The organism is Phytoactinopolyspora mesophila, assembly GCF_010122465.1.
In the GTDB taxonomy this organism is placed as follows: domain Bacteria; phylum Actinomycetota; class Actinomycetes; order Jiangellales; family Jiangellaceae; genus Phytoactinopolyspora; species Phytoactinopolyspora mesophila.
Genome location: NZ_WLZY01000001.1, coordinates 1,241,567 through 1,259,521 on the forward strand (window position 1 = coordinate 1,241,567; position 17,955 = coordinate 1,259,521).

The 17,955-nt window shown below is 65.2% G+C and carries 19 protein-coding genes and 1 tRNA gene; 6 read left to right on the plus strand and 14 right to left on the minus strand.

The window, feature by feature from the left end; translation table 11 throughout:
- Window positions 1-278: 278 nt before the first annotated feature.
- From F7O44_RS05610 to F7O44_RS05625, 4 genes are all read right to left on the minus strand, one after another.
- The gene (locus F7O44_RS05610) at window positions 279-953 is read right to left on the minus strand and encodes a TetR family transcriptional regulator (RefSeq protein ID WP_162449108.1); all 675 of its coding nucleotides are present in this window, start codon (window positions 951-953) and stop codon (window positions 279-281) included.
- On the minus strand, window positions 950-1,795 hold the full coding sequence (locus F7O44_RS05615) for an alpha/beta fold hydrolase (RefSeq protein ID WP_162449109.1): 846 nt from the start codon (window positions 1,793-1,795) through the stop codon (window positions 950-952). The genes F7O44_RS05610 and F7O44_RS05615 overlap by 4 nt, the downstream gene beginning before the upstream one ends.
- A gap of 180 nt (window positions 1,796-1,975) precedes the next feature.
- A complete protein-coding gene (locus tag F7O44_RS05620) occupies window positions 1,976-2,422 on the minus strand; it encodes a protein-tyrosine phosphatase family protein (RefSeq protein WP_343073810.1) in 447 nt (148 codons plus the stop codon).
- Window positions 2,423-2,517: 95 nt separating this feature from the next.
- The gene (locus F7O44_RS05625) at window positions 2,518-3,027 is read right to left on the minus strand and encodes a CGNR zinc finger domain-containing protein (protein WP_343073837.1); all 510 of its coding nucleotides are present in this window, start codon (window positions 3,025-3,027) and stop codon (window positions 2,518-2,520) included.
- A gap of 102 nt (window positions 3,028-3,129) precedes the next feature.
- On the opposite strand from F7O44_RS05625, the gene F7O44_RS05630 reads away from it, so the two are divergent.
- Together F7O44_RS05630 and F7O44_RS05635 are read left to right on the plus strand one after the other, a co-directional pair.
- On the plus strand, window positions 3,130-3,999 hold the full coding sequence (locus F7O44_RS05630) for an alpha/beta fold hydrolase (RefSeq protein WP_162449110.1): 870 nt from the start codon (window positions 3,130-3,132) through the stop codon (window positions 3,997-3,999).
- 279 nt (window positions 4,000-4,278) lie between these two features.
- Window positions 4,279-4,581, plus strand: coding sequence for a putative quinol monooxygenase (locus F7O44_RS05635; protein ID WP_162449111.1), 303 nt, complete (start codon window positions 4,279-4,281; stop codon window positions 4,579-4,581).
- Between the two features lie 325 nt (window positions 4,582-4,906).
- On the opposite strand, the gene F7O44_RS05640 is transcribed toward F7O44_RS05635, so the two are convergent.
- Window positions 4,907-6,247, minus strand: a complete 1,341-nt coding sequence (locus F7O44_RS05640) for a hypothetical protein (protein ID WP_162449112.1) — start codon at window positions 6,245-6,247, stop codon at window positions 4,907-4,909.
- A 250-nt stretch (window positions 6,248-6,497) separates the two neighbouring features.
- On the opposite strand from F7O44_RS05640, the gene F7O44_RS05645 reads away from it, so the two are divergent.
- Window positions 6,498-8,489: a GTP-binding protein gene (locus tag F7O44_RS05645; RefSeq protein WP_162449113.1), complete on the plus strand. Its 1,992-nt coding sequence runs from the start codon at window positions 6,498-6,500 to the stop codon at window positions 8,487-8,489.
- A gap of 163 nt (window positions 8,490-8,652) precedes the next feature.
- On the opposite strand, the gene F7O44_RS05650 is transcribed toward F7O44_RS05645, so the two are convergent.
- The 4 genes from F7O44_RS05650 to F7O44_RS05665 form a co-directional block, all read right to left on the minus strand.
- The gene (locus F7O44_RS05650; RefSeq protein ID WP_162449114.1) at window positions 8,653-9,234 is read right to left on the minus strand and encodes a dihydrofolate reductase family protein; all 582 of its coding nucleotides are present in this window, start codon (window positions 9,232-9,234) and stop codon (window positions 8,653-8,655) included.
- A 65-nt stretch (window positions 9,235-9,299) separates the two neighbouring features.
- Complete coding sequence (locus F7O44_RS31635) at window positions 9,300-10,136, minus strand: helix-turn-helix domain-containing protein (protein WP_222851095.1); 837 nt, start codon at window positions 10,134-10,136, stop codon at window positions 9,300-9,302.
- 216 nt (window positions 10,137-10,352) lie between these two features.
- A complete protein-coding gene (locus tag F7O44_RS05660; protein WP_162449115.1) occupies window positions 10,353-10,988 on the minus strand; it encodes a transcriptional regulator in 636 nt (211 codons plus the stop codon).
- Window positions 10,985-11,380 carry an SANT/Myb-like DNA-binding domain-containing protein gene (locus tag F7O44_RS05665; protein ID WP_162449116.1) on the minus strand — a complete coding sequence of 132 codons (396 nt, stop codon included), beginning with the start codon at window positions 11,378-11,380 and terminating at the stop codon, window positions 10,985-10,987. Before F7O44_RS05665 ends, F7O44_RS05660 begins: the two co-directional genes overlap by 4 nt.
- 60 nt (window positions 11,381-11,440) lie before the next feature.
- Between F7O44_RS05665 and F7O44_RS05670 the strand changes: the two genes are divergently transcribed.
- Both F7O44_RS05670 and F7O44_RS05675 read left to right on the plus strand, forming a co-directional pair.
- Window positions 11,441-12,607, plus strand: a complete 1,167-nt coding sequence (locus F7O44_RS05670; protein WP_162449117.1) for a PEP/pyruvate-binding domain-containing protein — start codon at window positions 11,441-11,443, stop codon at window positions 12,605-12,607.
- A 69-nt stretch (window positions 12,608-12,676) separates the two neighbouring features.
- On the plus strand, window positions 12,677-13,279 hold the full coding sequence (locus tag F7O44_RS05675) for a histidine phosphatase family protein (protein ID WP_162449118.1): 603 nt from the start codon (window positions 12,677-12,679) through the stop codon (window positions 13,277-13,279).
- Window positions 13,280-13,354: 75 nt separating this feature from the next.
- Here F7O44_RS05675 and F7O44_RS05680 read toward each other — a convergent pair whose 3' ends face one another.
- Together F7O44_RS05680 and F7O44_RS05685 are read right to left on the minus strand one after the other, a co-directional pair.
- Window positions 13,355-13,735 (minus strand): type II toxin-antitoxin system PemK/MazF family toxin, encoded by a 381-nt coding sequence (locus F7O44_RS05680; protein ID WP_162449119.1) that lies wholly within the window; start codon window positions 13,733-13,735, stop codon window positions 13,355-13,357.
- A complete protein-coding gene (locus F7O44_RS05685; RefSeq protein ID WP_162449120.1) occupies window positions 13,722-13,955 on the minus strand; it encodes an antitoxin in 234 nt (77 codons plus the stop codon). Before F7O44_RS05685 ends, F7O44_RS05680 begins: the two co-directional genes overlap by 14 nt.
- Before the next feature lie 1,223 nt (window positions 13,956-15,178).
- Here F7O44_RS05685 and F7O44_RS05690 point away from each other — a divergent pair.
- Entirely contained in the window at window positions 15,179-15,883 is a 705-nt protein-coding gene (locus F7O44_RS05690; RefSeq protein WP_162449121.1) for a hypothetical protein, read from the plus strand.
- Here F7O44_RS05690 and F7O44_RS05695 read toward each other — a convergent pair.
- The 3 genes from F7O44_RS05695 to F7O44_RS05705 form a co-directional block, all read right to left on the minus strand.
- Window positions 15,875-15,948, minus strand: a tRNA-Pro gene (locus F7O44_RS05695). The genes F7O44_RS05690 and F7O44_RS05695 overlap by 9 nt on opposite strands.
- Before the next feature lie 217 nt (window positions 15,949-16,165).
- Complete coding sequence (locus F7O44_RS05700) at window positions 16,166-16,957, minus strand: ABC transporter permease (protein ID WP_162449122.1); 792 nt, start codon at window positions 16,955-16,957, stop codon at window positions 16,166-16,168.
- Between the two features lie 5 nt (window positions 16,958-16,962).
- Window positions 16,963-17,895, minus strand: coding sequence for an ABC transporter ATP-binding protein (locus F7O44_RS05705; RefSeq protein WP_162449123.1), 933 nt, complete (start codon window positions 17,893-17,895; stop codon window positions 16,963-16,965).
- Between the last annotated feature and the right edge of the window lie 60 nt (window positions 17,896-17,955).

Consider the following 17,955-nt stretch of genomic DNA (forward strand, 5'->3'; position numbering starts at 1 on the left):
CCAACGGACCACGGACCTTGGCGGGTACTCGCGGGCTGCTCATGTCGTCTTGGTTCCTGCCGGTGTGGTCACAGTCACGACAATGACGAGATCGTCGGGACCGTGAAGTCGGCGGGATAGGTGGTGTAAAGCGGGCGATCTTCGGAGATGGCCGAGGCGGCGATCATCAGGTCAGCTATGCGGCGACGCGGCTGGCTGCCAGCAGCAACGACGCCGGCCGCGAGTTCGATCCGCCAGCGTCCATGGCGACGGCACGTGCTGCATCAGACGAGACACTCTCAGCCGGGCGGAGAATCATCAGCTAGTTCCTGGTCAATCCCCTCGACCAGCTCCCGGAACGCCCTCACACCGGGTGCCGGGTCGCGGCGTTCATCAGGTTCCAGCCCTGAAACCACAAGATCAGCCAGGAGCCCGAACGTCGTCTCCAACGACGGCGCCGCATCATCACGCAACACCGGCTCGGCCAGCAGCGGGCCGACAACAAGCACACTCAGCAGGTGGCTGACGACAGCAGGATCGACGTCACTGCGCAGCAATCCGGCATCGGCCAGTTCACTCAGGAACTGCGCACCGAGCAACACGCGCGGACGGTAGCGCTCGGCACCCCGAAGCAGTCCGGCAACGATTTGACCATTGTCTTCGTACATAGCGCGCAGGAACGGCCGATCAAGCAACGCAGCGATCGAGTGGCGGTAGATGCCCGACAGACGCCCACCTTCCGGGTCGGCTTCGACCCGGGTGAGCGCGTCGGCGAGATATCGACGGTACTCACGCCGCACGACAGTGTCGACAAGCGCATCCCTGCTGGAGAACTCCAGGTAGACCGCCCCTTTCGACACCCCGGCGGCGCGGGCGATCTCATCGATCGAGGCACGCCGGACACCGGAGCGGAGGATGAGCGCGATGGCGGCGTCGAGCAGCTTGTCGCGCCGCTGCGGATCCCGTGCACTCACTGCGCCGCCCTCCCGGTAGAAACGAACTCGGACAGGAACTCCAACAAGATCCGATTGAAGAACTCTGGGTTGTCCTGATTGGCGTTGTGCCCAGCGTTCGCGATGACCTTGTACCGTGCCCGCGGATCCCGTTCGGCCCAGGCAGGCGCGGAGCGACGGATGTTGCCGGTCCTGTCCTGGTCGCCGTGGGTCAGCAGCAGCGGGTGCTCGATTCGGTAACCGGGTCGGGGCTGCACCGCCAGGGCGACGGCATTCCAGACGGCAATGAACTCCTGCTTTCTCAGCGCGCTCACGGCATCGTAGGCGTAGGCACGCGCCTCGTCGGTGACCGCGGTTGCCTTGGCCACAGTCCGGCGCAGGTTTCCCCAGGGCCACAACCGAAACCACAACGGAGAGGTACGCAAGGAGAACATCTCCAATCGCGTCAAAGGCGCTGTTATGCACGTTGAGCCGATGATGCCGAGGGCAACAATCCGATCCGGGTACCGGAGGACCAGGTCCTGCGCGACGTAGCCCCCCATGGACTGGCCGATGATGACGAACCGGTCTACGCCGAGCTGATCAACCAGCGCGAGCACGTCGTCGGCCAGGTCCGTGACCATAAAGGGGACCTCGCCGACAGGCTTCGACTTCCCATGTCCACGCAAATCCACCGTCATCACCCGGTAACCCGCGTCGAGGAGCGGCGCAAGTTGGGGGTCGAACATCCGGTGGTCCATTGCTGCCCCGTGGCTCAACACCACCAACGGCGCCGACTCCGAACCACGCACCGAGGCGTGGACCGGACAACCCGAACGCTTCACTACAAGCTCTCGCACGTGCCATTCAGTTGCATCACTCATGCTTCAATTCTGACCAATTGACTTGAAATGGTCAATCGGTCAATTTGGCGGCCTTGCGGTTCCCTACCGCAGGTCCCGCCACAAAATCGACGTCGCATTGGGCCGCGGGCGCACCGTCGAGACCACCACTGAGCAACGGGCACACCTTGGCCAGCCTGCGCCTGCTGACGGCAAGCGGATTCAACCGCTCTCGGTCCGCAGCGACGCCGCCGTCGCCTCAACCCAGCGTCGTTGCCTGCGGGTCTCGACGGCGCGACGATGGTAGTGCGCGCGAACCCAGCCCACCGCTCTCTCCGGCGCGACGCCGCTCATCGTAGCCAGAAGAGCGAGAGCAGCCCCGGTGCGGCCGATGCCGCCGCCACACGCGATTTCGACGCGCTGCTCGGCGGCCCGCTCATATGCCTCACGCAACGCTGCCACCGCGGCGTCCGTCGAGTCGGGCAACCGGAAGTCGCGCCACCGGACCCAGCGATATAGCCACGGTTCCGCCTCCGGGTCGCGGCCGAGCAGGTAAACCGCGAAGTCCGGTGCCGGCATGTCACCGCGAGGCTTGCGCGTTCCCGCGCCACGGAGTCGTCGACCGTCGGGCAGCTCAACCACACCGTGCTCGTGGGCCCATGTGTTCACGGTTCGAGGCTAGCCACTCCAGCCCGGCAGCGCCTCCACGTCATATGGTCCGAGCAGCGCAACGCCATCAACCCATCGGCAACGTGCGCCGGACCCTACGTCGTGCCCGTGGCTCGTGTGCGTTGGTAGTGGCGGCGAGCCTTGAGCCGGTTGCCGCATAACGCCATCGAGCACCATTGAGCCCTGTTCGCGTTGCTGCGGTCGAGCAGGAAGCGGCAGCATTCGGGGTTCGCACACGGCCGAAGGCGACCGGGCGCGCGTTCCTTGATCCCAGCCCAGGCAAGCAGCGCTCGTGCCGCGAGCATTTCCTCGGCGGATACCTGCAGCTCCCAACCGAGGACACCGTCGCGCAGCCGTGGCCCCAGCGTGACCCGTTCAAGCTGCGCGGCAAGCGTCTGTGCTGGCGATTTCCCGCTGATGACGTCCTGGATCGCATCGCGAGCGCTCCGGAGCTTCGCCGTCTCGCCGGCGGTGCCGGCGCCGCCGTGGGCTGCCGCCCAACTCCGCGCCTTGGCGGGGTCCGCAAGCTCGTCAATGCGCTGACCGTCGACCACGGGTGTCGTGTTGAGCAGATCCACCAGCAGGTCTTCGTCCTCGCGCACCACCAGATCCAAGACTAACCTCCTTAATCCTTCTTGACAGGTTAGCATCCCCGTGCTTCCCTTGAGGGATCTAACCAAACAAAGCCAATTGAGAGGGTTAGACCTATGGTTGCCATTCACCACCGGTTCGCTCACGTCGGCGGACACAGGATCTTCTACCGTGAGGCCGGTCCTCGCGACTCGCCGACCGTCGTGCTACTTCATGGCTATCCGACCAGCTCGCATATGTTCCGTACACTCATCCCGCTGCTGGCTGACGAATACCACGTCGTGGCGCCAGACCACCTGGGGTTCGGGCTGTCCGACGCGCCCAGTGTCGAAGAATTCGACTACAGCTTCGACGCGCTGACGGAAATTACTGCCACCCTGCTGTCGGACCTGGATATCACCAAGTATGCGATCTACGTGCAGGACTACGGCGCTCCAATCGGCTGGCGGCTCGCGCTGGACAACCCGTCAGCGATTACCGCGATCATCAGCCAGAACGGCAACGCATACCCCGAAGGCTTCGTCGAAGGCTTTTGGGCCGACGTGTGGGCCTATGCGAAGGAGCAGAACGCGCAGACCGAATCCGCTGTCCGTGTCGCTCTGACGCGTGAAGCTATCAAGTGGCAGTACCTACACGGCGTCCTCGATCCCACGCTCGTCGATCCAGGCACCTGGGAACACGACTTCGCACTCATCTCCCGGCCGGGCAACGACCTGGTTCAGCTTCAGCTCTTCCGCGACTACGCCACCAACCCACCGCTGTACCCTCGGATGCACGAGTACTTGCGTTCATCCCAGGTGCCCCTGCTGGCCGTCTGGGGCGAGAATGATGAGATCTTCGGGCCTGCCGGCGCCAAGGCATTCGCCCGGGACCTGCCGGATGCTCGGATCGAACTGCTGCCCGGCGGGCACTTTCTCCTCGAATCCAACCTCGACGAGGTCGCCGCACTCATCCACGACTTCCTCGCGACGGCGATCACTCGGTGACTGCCGTGGACCCATCAGGGACGGTATCGGCGGAGCCAGCGAGGTTCCCGGTCCCGTAAACCAGACCGAGGACGTCTCGCGCCAAGTGAAGCCCCAAATCGACCTTGATCATGTGCGACTTACTCGCGTTCGCTGAGTGGCTCCGTCGGGGCCGAGACCGGCCGGTGTTCGCTATCAGTCAAGCTGATCGAGGCCGATGAGTTTTGAGTTCTCGTGGTGTCTATCTCTGACAATGGCTGCAGACTGGCCCGACACGAAGACACGAATGAGGAGCGTCCTATGGTCATCGTCGCTGGACACATCACGGTCAATCCCCAGCAGCGAGACTCCTACCTCGCCGGCTGTGTGAGCATCGTCGAACAAGCCCGCCAGACCGATGGCTGTCTCGACTTCGCCATCACCGCCGACCTGCTCGACTCTGACCGCGTCAACATCTTCGAGCGCTGGGAGTCGCAGACCGCAGTCGAGAGTTTCCGCAACAGTGGCCCCAGCGAAGACCAGAGCAGCGCAATTTTGTCAGCCTCGGTCACCGAATACGACATCGCCAGCACACGGCCCCTGACCGACGACGGCACGGCCTGAACCGTCCACCAAGGCGGAGTTCGTGATGCGCAGCGTGACCTCCTCGTTCGCCATGATCATTGGCTTTTGACCACCGTATACGGGGGTTAAAAGCCAACGATCATGGCGCCAGCCAGCCCGTAGGAACCTTGGAAGGACAGGCCGAGGTCGCCGCTGAATAGGTCCGGAGAAAGAACAGGTACCCGAACTCGTCAGAACCGAGCGCATCCGCATCGGACCTGTGGTAGCGCAGGCTGCATTCTCCGCAGAGGTGGGAGATGGCTCGTTCAGGCTACGACGCCTGTCAGTCTCTACACGGCTGACGTCCAAGAGCCGCAGCCTCCGGCTAGATCCGAAGCATCGTCACTGTGCCCTCGGCAATGACGATCGCACTGCGGCCGTCGAGGACATGTGCGGACCACGGCGCGCGGTCCAGCACCAGCCGCCCGCTGGTGTCGCCAGTGCGGGGATCGCGTACCTGGAGATACCGCGGCTCGGCACCTTTCGCGCCGCCAAGCAGAGCACGCCAACCCGGCAAGGCGGTCGTGACCAGCACGGCGTCCGGGCCTGCTTCGATAGACCACGGAGACTCGACCGGCCAGCGCACCAGTTCTTCGGCCGAGGTGCTGTCGAGCACCACAACAGCCTCGTCGTGACGGTTCAGCGTGAACGCCGCGCTGACCCTCCCGGCCCATCGGTCCCGGGCATGACGTCCGGACATGTCGACATCGTCGATGAGCATGGCGACCGAGTCGTCGGTGAGATTCCATCGGTGAAGGCGCGTCGACGTCGAGCCGATCTCCTTGTCAAGGATGAACACCGTGTCCGGCTCAGCGACCGCCAGGATGACACATTCCTCAGTATCGACAGCTCGGAACTCGAGCGGAACCCCGTCCAACCAAGCTCCGACGCCGCACGCCCCATCCCTGAACTCCTCCACGATCATCCGATCCGTCACCCACCCGGTGGAACCAGGGAATCGGCCGAGCTCCTCACCGCTTTCCGTGCTCCGTAGCGAGAACTCCTCATCCGCGGGCGATTCCCCGTCGTCATGAGATACAGGCATCACGAAGCGCGCCGTGGGAACGGGATCGGAACCCCGTCCGCCGCGCAACGGCAGCGAAGGAACCAGCACCGCATCGACGGGCTCCTCCCAGACCTCGGAACCCGCACCGAGGTCGATTCCACGCACCCGGCTGTAACCAGGCACGGATTCGTAGTACGCGAGCACCCCTGCGTCGACATCGAGGCCAAGAATCCGGAGCGTCGTCACGTCATCGTCGGACGGAACGGTCCAGGTGGCTTCGGCGGCGCTGTTCCCCGCGACCGGAGTATCGGGCTGGGCATGGAACGCCAACGCTGCCGCGTGTGGTCGCGAGCGCTGCACACCACGGCCATAGCTGACGACGCCGTCGGGGACGAGCAACGCCGTCGGCTCCCTGCCAACCGAGTAGTCGACACGCTGGAGCACCTCTCCGGACTCGCGATCTAGCACCACAGCGCCGAGGCGGTCGTGGATGAGTACCCGATCATCGTCGACGTCGACCAGTTCCAGCCGGTCATCCAAATCGACCGACCAGGCCACCTCCCGACCGGCGACGAGCATCCGTTGACTCACGACGACGAGGACGAGACTGAGAACGACGGCGGCGGCAACTGTCAGGAGGATCACTCGAGATCGGCGCACAACTCGCGAGATTATACGATGGCGCGCTTTCCCGGTGTCACAGTGCCAATCGAATCGGGCGGCTCCCCGGTGCGAGACATCGTCGGGCGTCTGTTACCCGCGCGACCTGCGGCTAATTCCGTTGCTGTTCGCCGTGGACTTTGCTTCACTCCCACCAAGTGCTCAGGTACCCAAGCAAGGAGACGAATGATGCGAGCAGCGTTCATGTCCATTCAGCAGACCACTGACGACGTAAGGGACATGACGCTTCGTGGGCACATTGAACTTGGGAATCCTGGCGCATGTAGACGCCGGTAAAACAACTCTGACCGAGCGGCTGCTCTACGCCGCCGGCGTCATCGACGAGATCGGCAGCGTCGATGACGGCAGCACCCAGACCGACTCTCTCGCATTGGAACGGCTGCGCGGCATCACCATCAAGTCTGCGGTCGTGTCCTTCGCTATCGATGACCTCACGGTCAACCTGATCGACACGCCTGGTCATCCGGATTTCATCGCCGAGGTCGAGCGGGTACTGAGCGTGCTGGACGCCACCATCCTGGTCATCTCGGCGGTGGAGGGCGTGCAGGCGCAGACGCGTGTTCTTATGCGAACGCTGCAGCGGCTGCGCATCCCCACCGTCTTGTTCGTCAACAAGATCGACCGGCGTGGCGCGCGGTACGACGGCCTAGTCGCTGAGATCGCCGAGAAACTCACCCCAGCGGCCATCCCGATGGGAACCGCTCGCGGGCTTGGCACCCGTCATGCCACCTTCGTGCCACACGCCGCCGACAATGCTGGGTTCAGCGCCCACCTGGCCGAGCTGCTCACGGATCACGACGACGCGCTGCTCGCGGCGTACGTCGAGGAACGGGTCTCGCACCGCCGGCTCCGGAAAGCGCTGGCAGCGCAGACCGGGCGTGCGTTGGTGCACCCGGTGTTCTTCGGCTCGGCCATCAACGGCGCCGGCACGGAGGCGCTCATCGCAGGGGTCCGGGAACTGCTGCCGAACGCGCCGATCGACGTGAACGGCCCGGTGTCCGGCACCGTGTTCAAGGTGGAGCGTAGCCCGGCTGGCGAGAAGGTCGCCTACGTGCGGATGTTCTCCGGATTGGTGCGGGTCCGCGACTCGCTGCGGTTCGGGCGAAGCGGCGAAGAGAAGGTCACCGCGGTCAGCGTTTTCGAACACGGTCAGGCGGTTTCGGCTCCGGCCGTCGCCGCAGGGCAAATCGGCAAACTCTGGGGACTGGCCGATATCCAGGTAGGCGACCAGGTCGGCGTTGCCCGCGGAACGCTCGGCGACCACCACTTCGCGCCGCCAACGCTGGAGACGGCCGTCGTCCCCCGACATCGCACCGATAAGACGGCACTCTACGTGGCGCTCACCCAGCTCGCCGAGCAAGATCCGCTCATCAGCCTGCGGCAGGACGACAACCGCCAGGAGCTCTATGTCTCCCTGTATGGCGAGGTGCAGAAGGAGGTCATCGAGGCGACACTCGCCGACGACTATGGCATCGGCGTCGATTTCCGTGAGTCGACGACGCTCTGTATCGAGCGACCGATCGGCACCGGTGAGGCAGCCGAGCTGCTTCAGGAGGACTCGAATCCGTTCCGCGCCACCATCGGCCTGCGGGTAGAGCCGGCGCCGCACGGTTCCGGAATCGAGTTCCGGCTGAGCGTCGACCCACGTACGGTGCCAGCCCACATCTACAAGAATGTCGGTGGCTTCACCGAGATGATGGAGCAGTACGTCCGCCAGAGCCTGCGTGAAGGACTCTTTGGCTGGCAGGTGACGGACTGCGTGGTCACGATGATCAGATGCGGCTACAGCGTCGCGGACGGCCCACCGTCCGTGCGAGGACCGGACAGCACGGCCGCGGACTTCCGCAAGCTCACCCCGCTGGTCCTGATGAGCGCCCTGGCCCGGGCTCGCACCCACGTGTGTGAGCCGATCCACCACTTCCGCCTGGAGACGCCGCCAGACACCCTCGGGGCTGTGTTACCGGCCGTGGCCCGGCTCCGCGCCGTCCCAGAGACACCAGAAATGCGAGGTCCGTCGTGCGTGTTGAAAGGCGATATCCCAGCTGCGGCCTTGCACGGGCTGCGGCAGCAACTCGCTGGGCTCACCCGAGGCGAAGGTGTCGTGGAATCCCGCTTCGACCGGTACCAGCCAATCCGAGGCAAGGTCCCAACGCGGCCCCGCACGGACAACAATCCGCTCGACCGCAAGGTGTACCTCACGCGCGTTCTCTACCGGCGCTGAACAGCCCGCCGCGGACACCAGTCGGCTCTTCCTCGCCGAGTTGGGCACTGAAGCGTTCCCGGGGCGCACCTTGCCCGGGGTGCAACTCCATCGGCCAGGGCGGTGATGGCAAATGAGTGCCAGGTGTGCGCTCGTCAGGGATGACGGTTCGGCCAGAGAGCGGTCAACGGCGCACCCGATAGCGCAGGTGAAGCACCCGGTTGCCCTGAATCACGACGTCGGGATCCTCCAACAGGTGCTGCGCGTGGACCGACCCGAAGTAGCGCTTGCCGGACCCGAATACGACGGGTACGACGTCCATGCGCACCTCGTCGACCAGGCCTGCGGCAAGCGCCTGGCCACCGACGTCGCCAGCGGCGACCTCGACGATGCGCTCCCCCGCAAGCTCTTGCGCCTTGGCCACGGCTGCCTCGACACCGTCGACGAAGTGAAACGGCGCCTCGGGGTCCCAGCCCTCGGGCATCGGCCGGTGCGTCACGACCACCACGTGATCGATCCCGCTCGGGGGCTTGCCGTCCCAGCCGTCCGTCATGTCGAAGACGTGGCGGCCGACGACGGTCGCCCCGATCTGGTCCCAGTACGCCCGGGTGTAGTCGTAGGACGTCTGCGACACCTTTAGCGCTCCGCTCTCGTCCAACGGCACGTCACCGCTGGACAGCCAATCGAACAGCGGTCCGGGCTGATCGTTCTCGTCGGCGACGAAGCCGTCCACCGACACCGAGGCGTACATGACCACCTTGCCCACGGGGATCTCCTCTGCTTTGGGTGCCCCCAAATTAGCGTGTCGTGAGCTGTGGTTCTTGTAAGAAATCAATCGGCCGGCAGCGGCCAGCTGTCCAGCACGTGGCCGGGATGCTCACGCAGGAACCGCCGCCGGACTTCGACGTACCGGGTCGGCGTGAGCCCGGTGAACGCCCGGAACTCGTGGCCGAAGTGGGCCTGGTCGAAGTAGCCTGCGCGACCGGCGAGGTCGCCCCAGTCGATCGGTTCGGCCGGGTTGATCGCGAACACGGTGGCGGCGAAGCGGTAGGTGCGGGCCAGCCGCTTCGGCGTGACGCCGATGAGCTCCTTGAATCGCTGTGCCAGATGAGTGCTACTGACACCGGCTGCCACCCTCAGGTCGCCGATCGCCACCGCCCCGCCGGTCGCCGCGATGACGCTGCTCGTATGGCGGACCAGCCCCAGGCCGGCGGTCTCGCGAAGCCGCCGCATCAGCTCCTCCTCGAGCAGCGTCAGCATCTCGTGCGGTCCGTCCGCCGTGTCCAGCCGGTCTCGCAGCTCAGCAATGGCGGGCCGGCCCCAAACCTGCTCTACCGTCACCGGCCGGTCACACAGCTCGACCGCGGGCATCGGCAGGAACGGCGCCAGCCCCCACGGCTTGAAGTGCACGCCGACGGACCGGGTCCGCAGTGGGTAGCCGAACTCCCACGCGCGGGTGGGCATGGTGACCACGCAGCCGTCGGCGTACCCGCCCGGCTCGATGTCGGTGCCGGCGCGGATGCGAAACGGCGCCCCGAGGTTGACGATGAGCAACGCCGCCGGCGGCGGCAGGGTCAGCCGGGCGTACGGCGGCGCACCCTCCAGGTAGTAAAGGTCGTCGATCAGCCCGTCCAGCGGCGGTCGCGGCACTCTGGACACATACTCCACGCCCTCAGCATCGCCGACGTCCCGCCGGCGTGTAAACACATGCCGCTTACGCGCCGATATCGACCGCGGGAACCGGGGATACGCAGTCGTTCAGCCCGCAAGTCGGAACGACGACGTCGCCCGCCGGTTGCGCACTGCGGTCAGACTGTGAGCCAATACCGGCTCGAGTAGCAACTACCGTCCTGCCAGCGTTCTTCCTTTGCGGCAAGAGCGTCGTCACCCCTCATGTCGTCGATCGATGCCGAGTGTGGCGATCAGGTCTTCGTGGAGCTGGAACCAGACCCGATGGCATGAGTCCAGATCGGTCTTGTCGATCCAGTCGTGCTGCCCGCTGCTGGCCTTCTGCAACGCGGAGTCGTAGCGGGTCGCGTATCCGTTGAATCTCGCCAGAACATTTGAAAGGCGCTCGGACAGGGGTGTGAGTTCCGTGCCGAGTGCCGCGAGCTCGTCGAGGACGTGCTGATCCCATGCGTTGTCGGTGTGATCGTTCGGCGCGAACTTGTCTGCCATGGTTGGCTTGATCTGCCAGTCTGTGACGGCGCGCAGCAGACGGCCGTTGAGCGGGAGAAAGTCCTGATAGACGGTTTCGATCGTGTGCTGCCGGTCGGCGTCCTTACGCTCGGCGGCGAGTTGGCGTTCGTTCTCCGCCTTGCCCGCGTCGGTCAGTGACCAGCCGTCGAGGTCGGCGAACGCGACATGCTGCACCCAGCCCGCCCGTTCCGCGTCGCGCATCACCCGCAGGATCTCGTCGTGGTTCGTTCCGGCGCGCTCAGCGACCGCGGTGCTGTCGGCGAAGCCGAGGAGTCGTACCGCGTGCAGGATGAGCAATTCCGGCGTTGACTGATGCGTCACGTCCGCTTGTCCTGTCTGCCGCTGAGACGGTTCACATACTGCTGACAGGCCTGCGGGGAGCGGAAACCCATCGCTTCGGCGATTTGCGCCCAGGTCAGCCCCTCACTTCGTGCGGCGAAGAGCAGCCCGATCTCCACACCTTCGACCTCTGCCCGCGCCGCCGGGAGCAGCGCCAGTGCGCCCAAGAGATCGTCCGGAGTGAGGTCTGCTGAGCGCCAGAGCGCGTACTGCGTCAGATCGACCGCTGTCGGCGGGGCCGGGTCGGGGCGCCACGGACGCGGCTCGAGCTGATCAGCTCCCAGATTCAGGAGCCGGTCTTGGGCGTCATGCTCGCGTTGAAACTGCGCCTGGTCCGCGCTGTCGGCTGGCGTGAAGTCGTGCTTGCGATCCATGCCACCCATCCTGCTAGCATCAACATAATGTTGTCAATCTTTTGTTGAAGTGGTGGTGTGATGCTGACGGCGCTCTCCGACGCGACGCCTTCGAATGGCGGAGGCAAGGCTGCAACGCTGGGCCTACTGCTGCGCTACGGCCTGCCGGTGCCCGATGGCTTCGTCGTGCCCGTCGGCCGCGATCAGGACACTCATCCCAAGATTGGGCCGGCGCTTCGCACGGCAATCGCGCATGAGCTTGAACGGCTGGGCGATCCAGTCGTGGCGGTGCGCTCGTCAGCGGCGAACGAGGACACGGCGCACGCATCAGCGGCGGGCCAGTACGAGAGCATCGTCGGCGCACGAGGAGTAGACGACGTGTGCGAAGCGATCGCCGCCTGCCGGGCATCTGCCCACACTGCCAGAGTCGTCGATTACTGGCACCGAACAGGCGGCAGCAGCGCCTTGTACTCCGCCCACAGCATGGCCGTGCTCGTGCAGCGTGTGATCGAAGCCAATGTGTCGGGCGTGATGTTCACGCCCCAGCAGGCAGGCGACCCGACCCGGATCGAAGCATCCTGGGGCCTCGGCCTCGCTATCGTTGGCGGAACCGTCACCCCCGACGCCTACGAGGTCGCCGCGGACGGGGCCATCACCTGCACGGTCGCCGGCAAAGAGACCCGCACTGACCTGAACATGCGCGGCGGTGTCATCACCAGCACCGTCGCGGCCGAGATGCAGACCACGCGAACATTAGACGACGACACTGTGGCGACGCTCGCAAAGCTCGGAATCCGGATCGCGACGTTCCTCGAGGGCCCGCAGGACGTCGAATGGGCGGTCGCGGACGGCACCGTGTGGATCCTGCAAACGCGCCCCATCACCGCCGCTCTGCCCGCAACCCACGCACGCTATTCGACCGTTCCCGCCCAGACGTTGACCGGAAGGCCTGGATCGCACGGGAACGTAACCGCGACCGCTCGCGTCGTGCGCGGGCCCTCGGACTTCCCCACAGTCCAGCGGGGTGACGTCGTGATCTGCCCCTACACCGACCCGGGCTGGACACCGCTGTTCACCATCGCTGCCGGTGTCGTCACCGAGACCGGCGGGGCGCTCTCACACGCCGCGATCGTCGCCCGAGAGTACGGCGTCCCCGCCGTGCTCGGCGTCACGCACGCGACGACCCGCATCCAGAACGGAGACAAGGTCACCCTCGACGGGACAGCCGGAACCGTCACCCTTCTTTGACCCCGACCGAGCACACCCCGCGAAAGGAGAACGGGGGCGACCGAACTTATAGGCGCTCCTGACACTGCCATGGCAACCAGATACCTCTATGTCGCACGCCACGGCGACGCCGACGCCCTCGGCAACCTCACCAATACCGGCCGCGAGCAGACCCGGCTCCTGGGTAAACGCCTGACGCATCTGCCTATCGCCGCGGTCTGGCACTCCCCGCTCCCACGAGCCGCGGATAGCGCCCGCGAACTCGATCTGTTCCTGGGCGGAAGCGCCCCCGTAGCCGAGGCTCCTGAACTCATCGACCACGTACCCTATGTGCCGACACCAGAGGAGACTCCGCCGTCATGGGCGCCATTCTTCGACGGCTACGGCCCCGAGGAAGCCGCCGCGGGCCACAAGATCGCGCAAAGCCTCACAACCCGCTTCGCCCTCGCACCAGAAGGCGATGAAGACCTGCACGAAGTGCTCATCACGCACGCCTACCCCATCGCCTGGCTGATCCGCGACGCCCTCGACGCCCCGCCTGTGCGCTGGCTCGGACTCAGCAGCGCCAACGCAGCGCTGACCGTCATCGAATACCGCCCGAGCGTGCCACCAAGCATCAGCATGTTCAACGACATGAGCCACCTCAGGCACGAACTCCGCTGGACAGGATTCCCCAAGACGCTACGAGCCTGACAGATTGCTCGACCGTAGGAGACCACGTAAACTCCGACGCCCGCCTGCGCCTTGCCCGTTTCGCGATCTAGACAGCTAGTCGCCCTCGGGAACATCACCATGTGCGGGTTCGATGCCGAGGATCATGCCAAGGGCTACCTCAATGCTCACCATCGTCTCAGGCCTAGCCGAGCCGAGCCGTTGCAAGAACCGGCTTCGTGCTACCGCCCGCACTCCCCTGGGCACGGCCACGCTCGCACGCTCCACACCCTCACCGGTGGACACGTCCGGCCTGAGCGGCGACGCGGAGCGCGAACTTGACACCGGCACCACAACCAGTAGCTCATCCGGCACACCGGCATTGATCTCGTCAACGGATAAGACGATGACCGGCCGGTTCTTACCGGGCTCTCCCTGGCGCGCCGCGCCCAGCGACACAAGCCACAACTCGCCCCGTCGCGGCTCAGTCGATGCCATCAGTCAGCGTCGCTTCCCACTCCTGCTCTTCGACACTCGCTGCCGCAATCTGCGCATCACGCCGGACCGCGTCCCGCTCAGCACGAAAGATCGCCTCCCGCCTCTCCCGCCGAGCTATCTCTGTCAACATCGAAGAGATCGACACACCGCGCACCCGCGCCTGCTCAGCCAACAGATCACGAGTCTCCCTTGGCACCCTGATCGTCGCCGTGTCACCCATATAGCCACTATAGGGCGACATTTCAAGGCGACACAACCAGTTGGGATGCGGCATGTGGAACCTGGACCGGGGTAGTGTTCTGCGGTTCGCGCGAAGTCTCGCCCACGCTAAGTCGAGATGTTGCGACGAACGGGAAGTTGAGTCCCACGTATTAGCCAACCGTGCCGTGACGATCGTCTTCTTCGCTGCCCCGTCGCACCCCCGGGCGCGCCTGAGATCAAAACCATCGCAGAGGCGCCTTCATCCTCAGGGGCGACGACAGCGAGATCTCCATGCCCCACGAAGAACGTGCGCTGTCTCGCGTACGTGACCTAACTTGGCATCGGTCGACTCGTGGGCTGGATCAGCCTCCGCAGCATGTGCACGGATTCGGCACGAACAGGGGCGAAGAGTCAACGCCAGTCGGCGGACACCCGGTCTAGCCTGCCGCTTCAATGACTGATGCGTGGGTGTCGCTTGTCGCTAAATGTCGACGGCGCTCGAAAGCTGGACACTCAACGATTGGAGTGTGATCACTTTGGAGGACTGAGCCCTGAGCCGACGGTTGGCCGCAGAAGGTGTCCCGAAAGCGAGGATCGCGATTCAGCTCGAGATTTCGCGCACCACCGTCAACAAACGGTGAACTCGACCTCCCCGCCAAGTACGAGCATCCTGAGAAGCCGACCTCGTTCACGCCATACGAGTCCAGCGTGCGTGAGCTGCCCGAGGAGACACCGGACATGCCGCCGGCGCGCCGGATCGGGTAAATCTGCTGGTTCCACGACAACGTCAAACGCTCCCGTATCGAGAGCAAGCACATCGATCCCGCCTGCGCATCGGGGTCTAGCCGGCCTTTGTTCGTGCTGAACCGCCGGTGGCAAACGGTCTCGTGGTCGTCAACGACCTCGATCGTCGCCGACAGCTTGTGGGGATCGCCCCCCGATAAGCATGTTCGTCATGTCGCTACCTGCCTCGCCGGTGGGACCTATTGGGATCGCGAGGTTGTCATTGCTACTACGAGCTGGGCAGTCCCTCTCGATCCACACCCCGGCACGGCGTTCGGCGGGGGGCGCAGACCGATAGAGAGCCACACCAACAGCTCAGGTGGGCAGCCGCAACGAGAGCGACCCGCCGAAACGCCTGGACCGAGTCTGGCCTGACACCGGTCCTACGTGAAGTCTCTAGTAGCCGCGACTGAACGCTGTCCGGATGCAACCCGTGTGCGGCCCGCACGCTCTGGCCAGATGGGTTCGTGCTGGTTGATCACGGGGAGGGATGATGGCGACGCGCAGGGTAGACGCGCCTGCGATCCCTGGACGCCGGCGTCCCGCTGCGCGACGCCCACGCCCTGGCCCCGCTACGCCAACCCACGCACCACCACGTACTACGACCGAGCCCGCGGCCACCGAAGCCGGTGGAGCTGGAGGGTAGCGGCCCCGGCTGGCCTGTGGGAGGGTCTAGCGGCCCAGGTACAGGCGCACGGGTTCCAGCTGGTCGACGCCGACGATACGGGACAACTCGGTAGCACGGAAGGTGTGACGTCGTTCCGCGATCGGACGGTGACGATCCGCGCCGACCGCAGCAACGCGTCCCGGGTGAAAACACTGGCCTATGAGCTTGCCCATATCGCGCTCGGTCACGAGGTGCGACGTGCCGACGTTCACCGCGGGGTGCGGGAGGTCGAGGCCGAGGCCGAGGCCATGATGGTCACGGCATGCTATGGCCTGGAGTTCTCGAGCGACGCCGTGCCGTATGTGGCTGGCTGGCCGTCCTCGGTGACCGATCGAAACCCCGTCACAGCGCTAGCCGCTGCAGGCGACGCGTTCTCCACATGGTTCCCCATCCGGTCCCCAACAATCGGGGTTACGACTGATCGACGGCGAAGCCCCAGAGATGTGAAACGCCCCGCTGACCTGCGTCAACGGGGCAATTTCGGAACGTCGGGCTGACAGGATTTGAACCTGCGACCCCTTGACCCCCAGTCAAGTGCGCTACCAAGCTGCGCCACAGCCCGTTCCCGACACATCGCCGGGACCATCGAGAACTCTACACCAGCCCGGCGCTCATCCGCGAAACGGACCGCGGACGCCGTCCCCGCTGTTGATCATGGGCGTCTGCCGCCTATTGGGCGCCGAAAAGGTGGCACGTGCCCATGATCAACACGGGCGGGGTGGGGCTGGCCCCGACCGGCCGGGTGGGGCCGGGCGGGATCAGCCAGAGGTGGCGGAGGCTCACTCCCAGCGGAACGTCCGAGACGCGATGAAGCCCATCACGACGGTCCATGCCAGCAGCACGGTCAAATGCAGTGCACTCGGCCAGCCGCCCTCGATCCACGCATCGGACATGGCCTCGACCGCCGCGCCCGTAGGTGTGAAATCGGCGATCGCCCGCACTCCGGATGGCATCGCGTCACCCGGCGTCCAGACCCCCGCGAAGAACAAGAAGGGGAAGTATGCGCTCATGCCGATGGCACTGGCTGCCCTTCCATTCTTAGCGACTGCGGCAATCAGCAGCCCGACGGAGAAGCACGCGATGGTCCCCGCCGCGAAAGCCACCAGCGTGCCGACGATGTTCGACGGCCACTCGACATCGAGGATCAACACGGCGGAAGCGAACGCCAGCAGCGAACCGATCGCCAGGATCACCGTGTTCACGACCAGCTGCGCGTTCAGCAGCACCGAGGGCGACGCGGGCGTCGTCGCGAGCCGCCGCAGCACCCCGTCGGCCCGATAGGCGGCTAGATACGCCGGCAGGATCGTCACGGCGACGGTTGCCATCGCCAGCGTCAGGGCTACCGGGGCGTAGACATCGACGGGGCGTAGTCCGCCCAGATCTGGGGTCGGTTCTTGGAAATCTGGCAAGAGCAAACCGAGACCGACGAGCAGCAGGGTCGGAAAGATCAGCCCGAAGAAGACCGTGGCGCCGTCGCGGAGCATCAGCTTGGCTTCGAGAACAGCGACCTTGGCCAGGATCGACCTGCTGGACATGCCGGTGCCCGGCGCCGTGGATGTACGTGTGGTCATCGTGCTCACCCCTGGCTCTCGTTTGTTTCTTCGGAATCGAAGGCGCGGCCGGTCAGGGAGACGAAGGCATCTTCGAGGTTGGCCTGGTCCACTCGCATGTCGATGGGCACGATTTGCGCCTCGTTGAGGGCAGTCACGATCAGGGGTACGACGTTGCCGGCGCCGGCCACCTCGATGTGTTCGCCTTCCCACGTCAGATGGGAGACACCGGGAATCTCCCTCAACAACGCATCGTCCAGGTGGGCGGACGGGCGGAACCGGATCCGCTGCTCCCCGCCGACCTGCTGGACCAACCCATCGGGTGTGTCGATGGCCACGACTCGGCCTCGGTCGATCAGCGCCAGCCGGTCACACAGTCGCTCGGCCTCATCCATGAAATGGGTGACCAACACGATCGTGACACCGCGGTCGCGCACACTCTCGATCAGCGCCCACGTGTCCCGGCGCGCTTGCGGGTCCAGACCCGTCGTCAGCTCGTCGAGCACGGCGATCTCAGGGTTTCCGATCAGTGCCAGCGCGATCGACAGCCGCTGTTTCTGACCGCCGGAGAGTTTGCGGTACTGAGCGTCGCGCTTTCCGGACAGGTCGAGCATCTCGAGCAACTCGTCGCCGTCGGCGGGATCGCTGTAGAACGACGAATAGAGGTCAATCGCCTCGGCGACCTTGAGCTTCTCCTGCAGAGCGCTCTCCTGCAGCTGGGCGCCAAGACGCTGGCTCAGTGCCGCCCGGTCACGCACCGGATCCATGTCAAGGACGCGCACATTGCCTCGGTCGGGTTTGCGCAGCCCTTCGATGCATTCGACCGTCGTGGTCTTCCCGGCGCCGTTGGGTCCGAGGATGCCGAAGATCTCGCCTTTGTCCACCGTGAACGAGACGTCGTCGACGGCGACCGTCTCGCCGTACCTCTTGTGTAGATTCTCGACTTCGATGATGGTCATGGGTTTCCCCTTGTGTCGTCGTACTGGTCGTTTTTGTCGTGCTGGAGTCGCCGCGCCGTC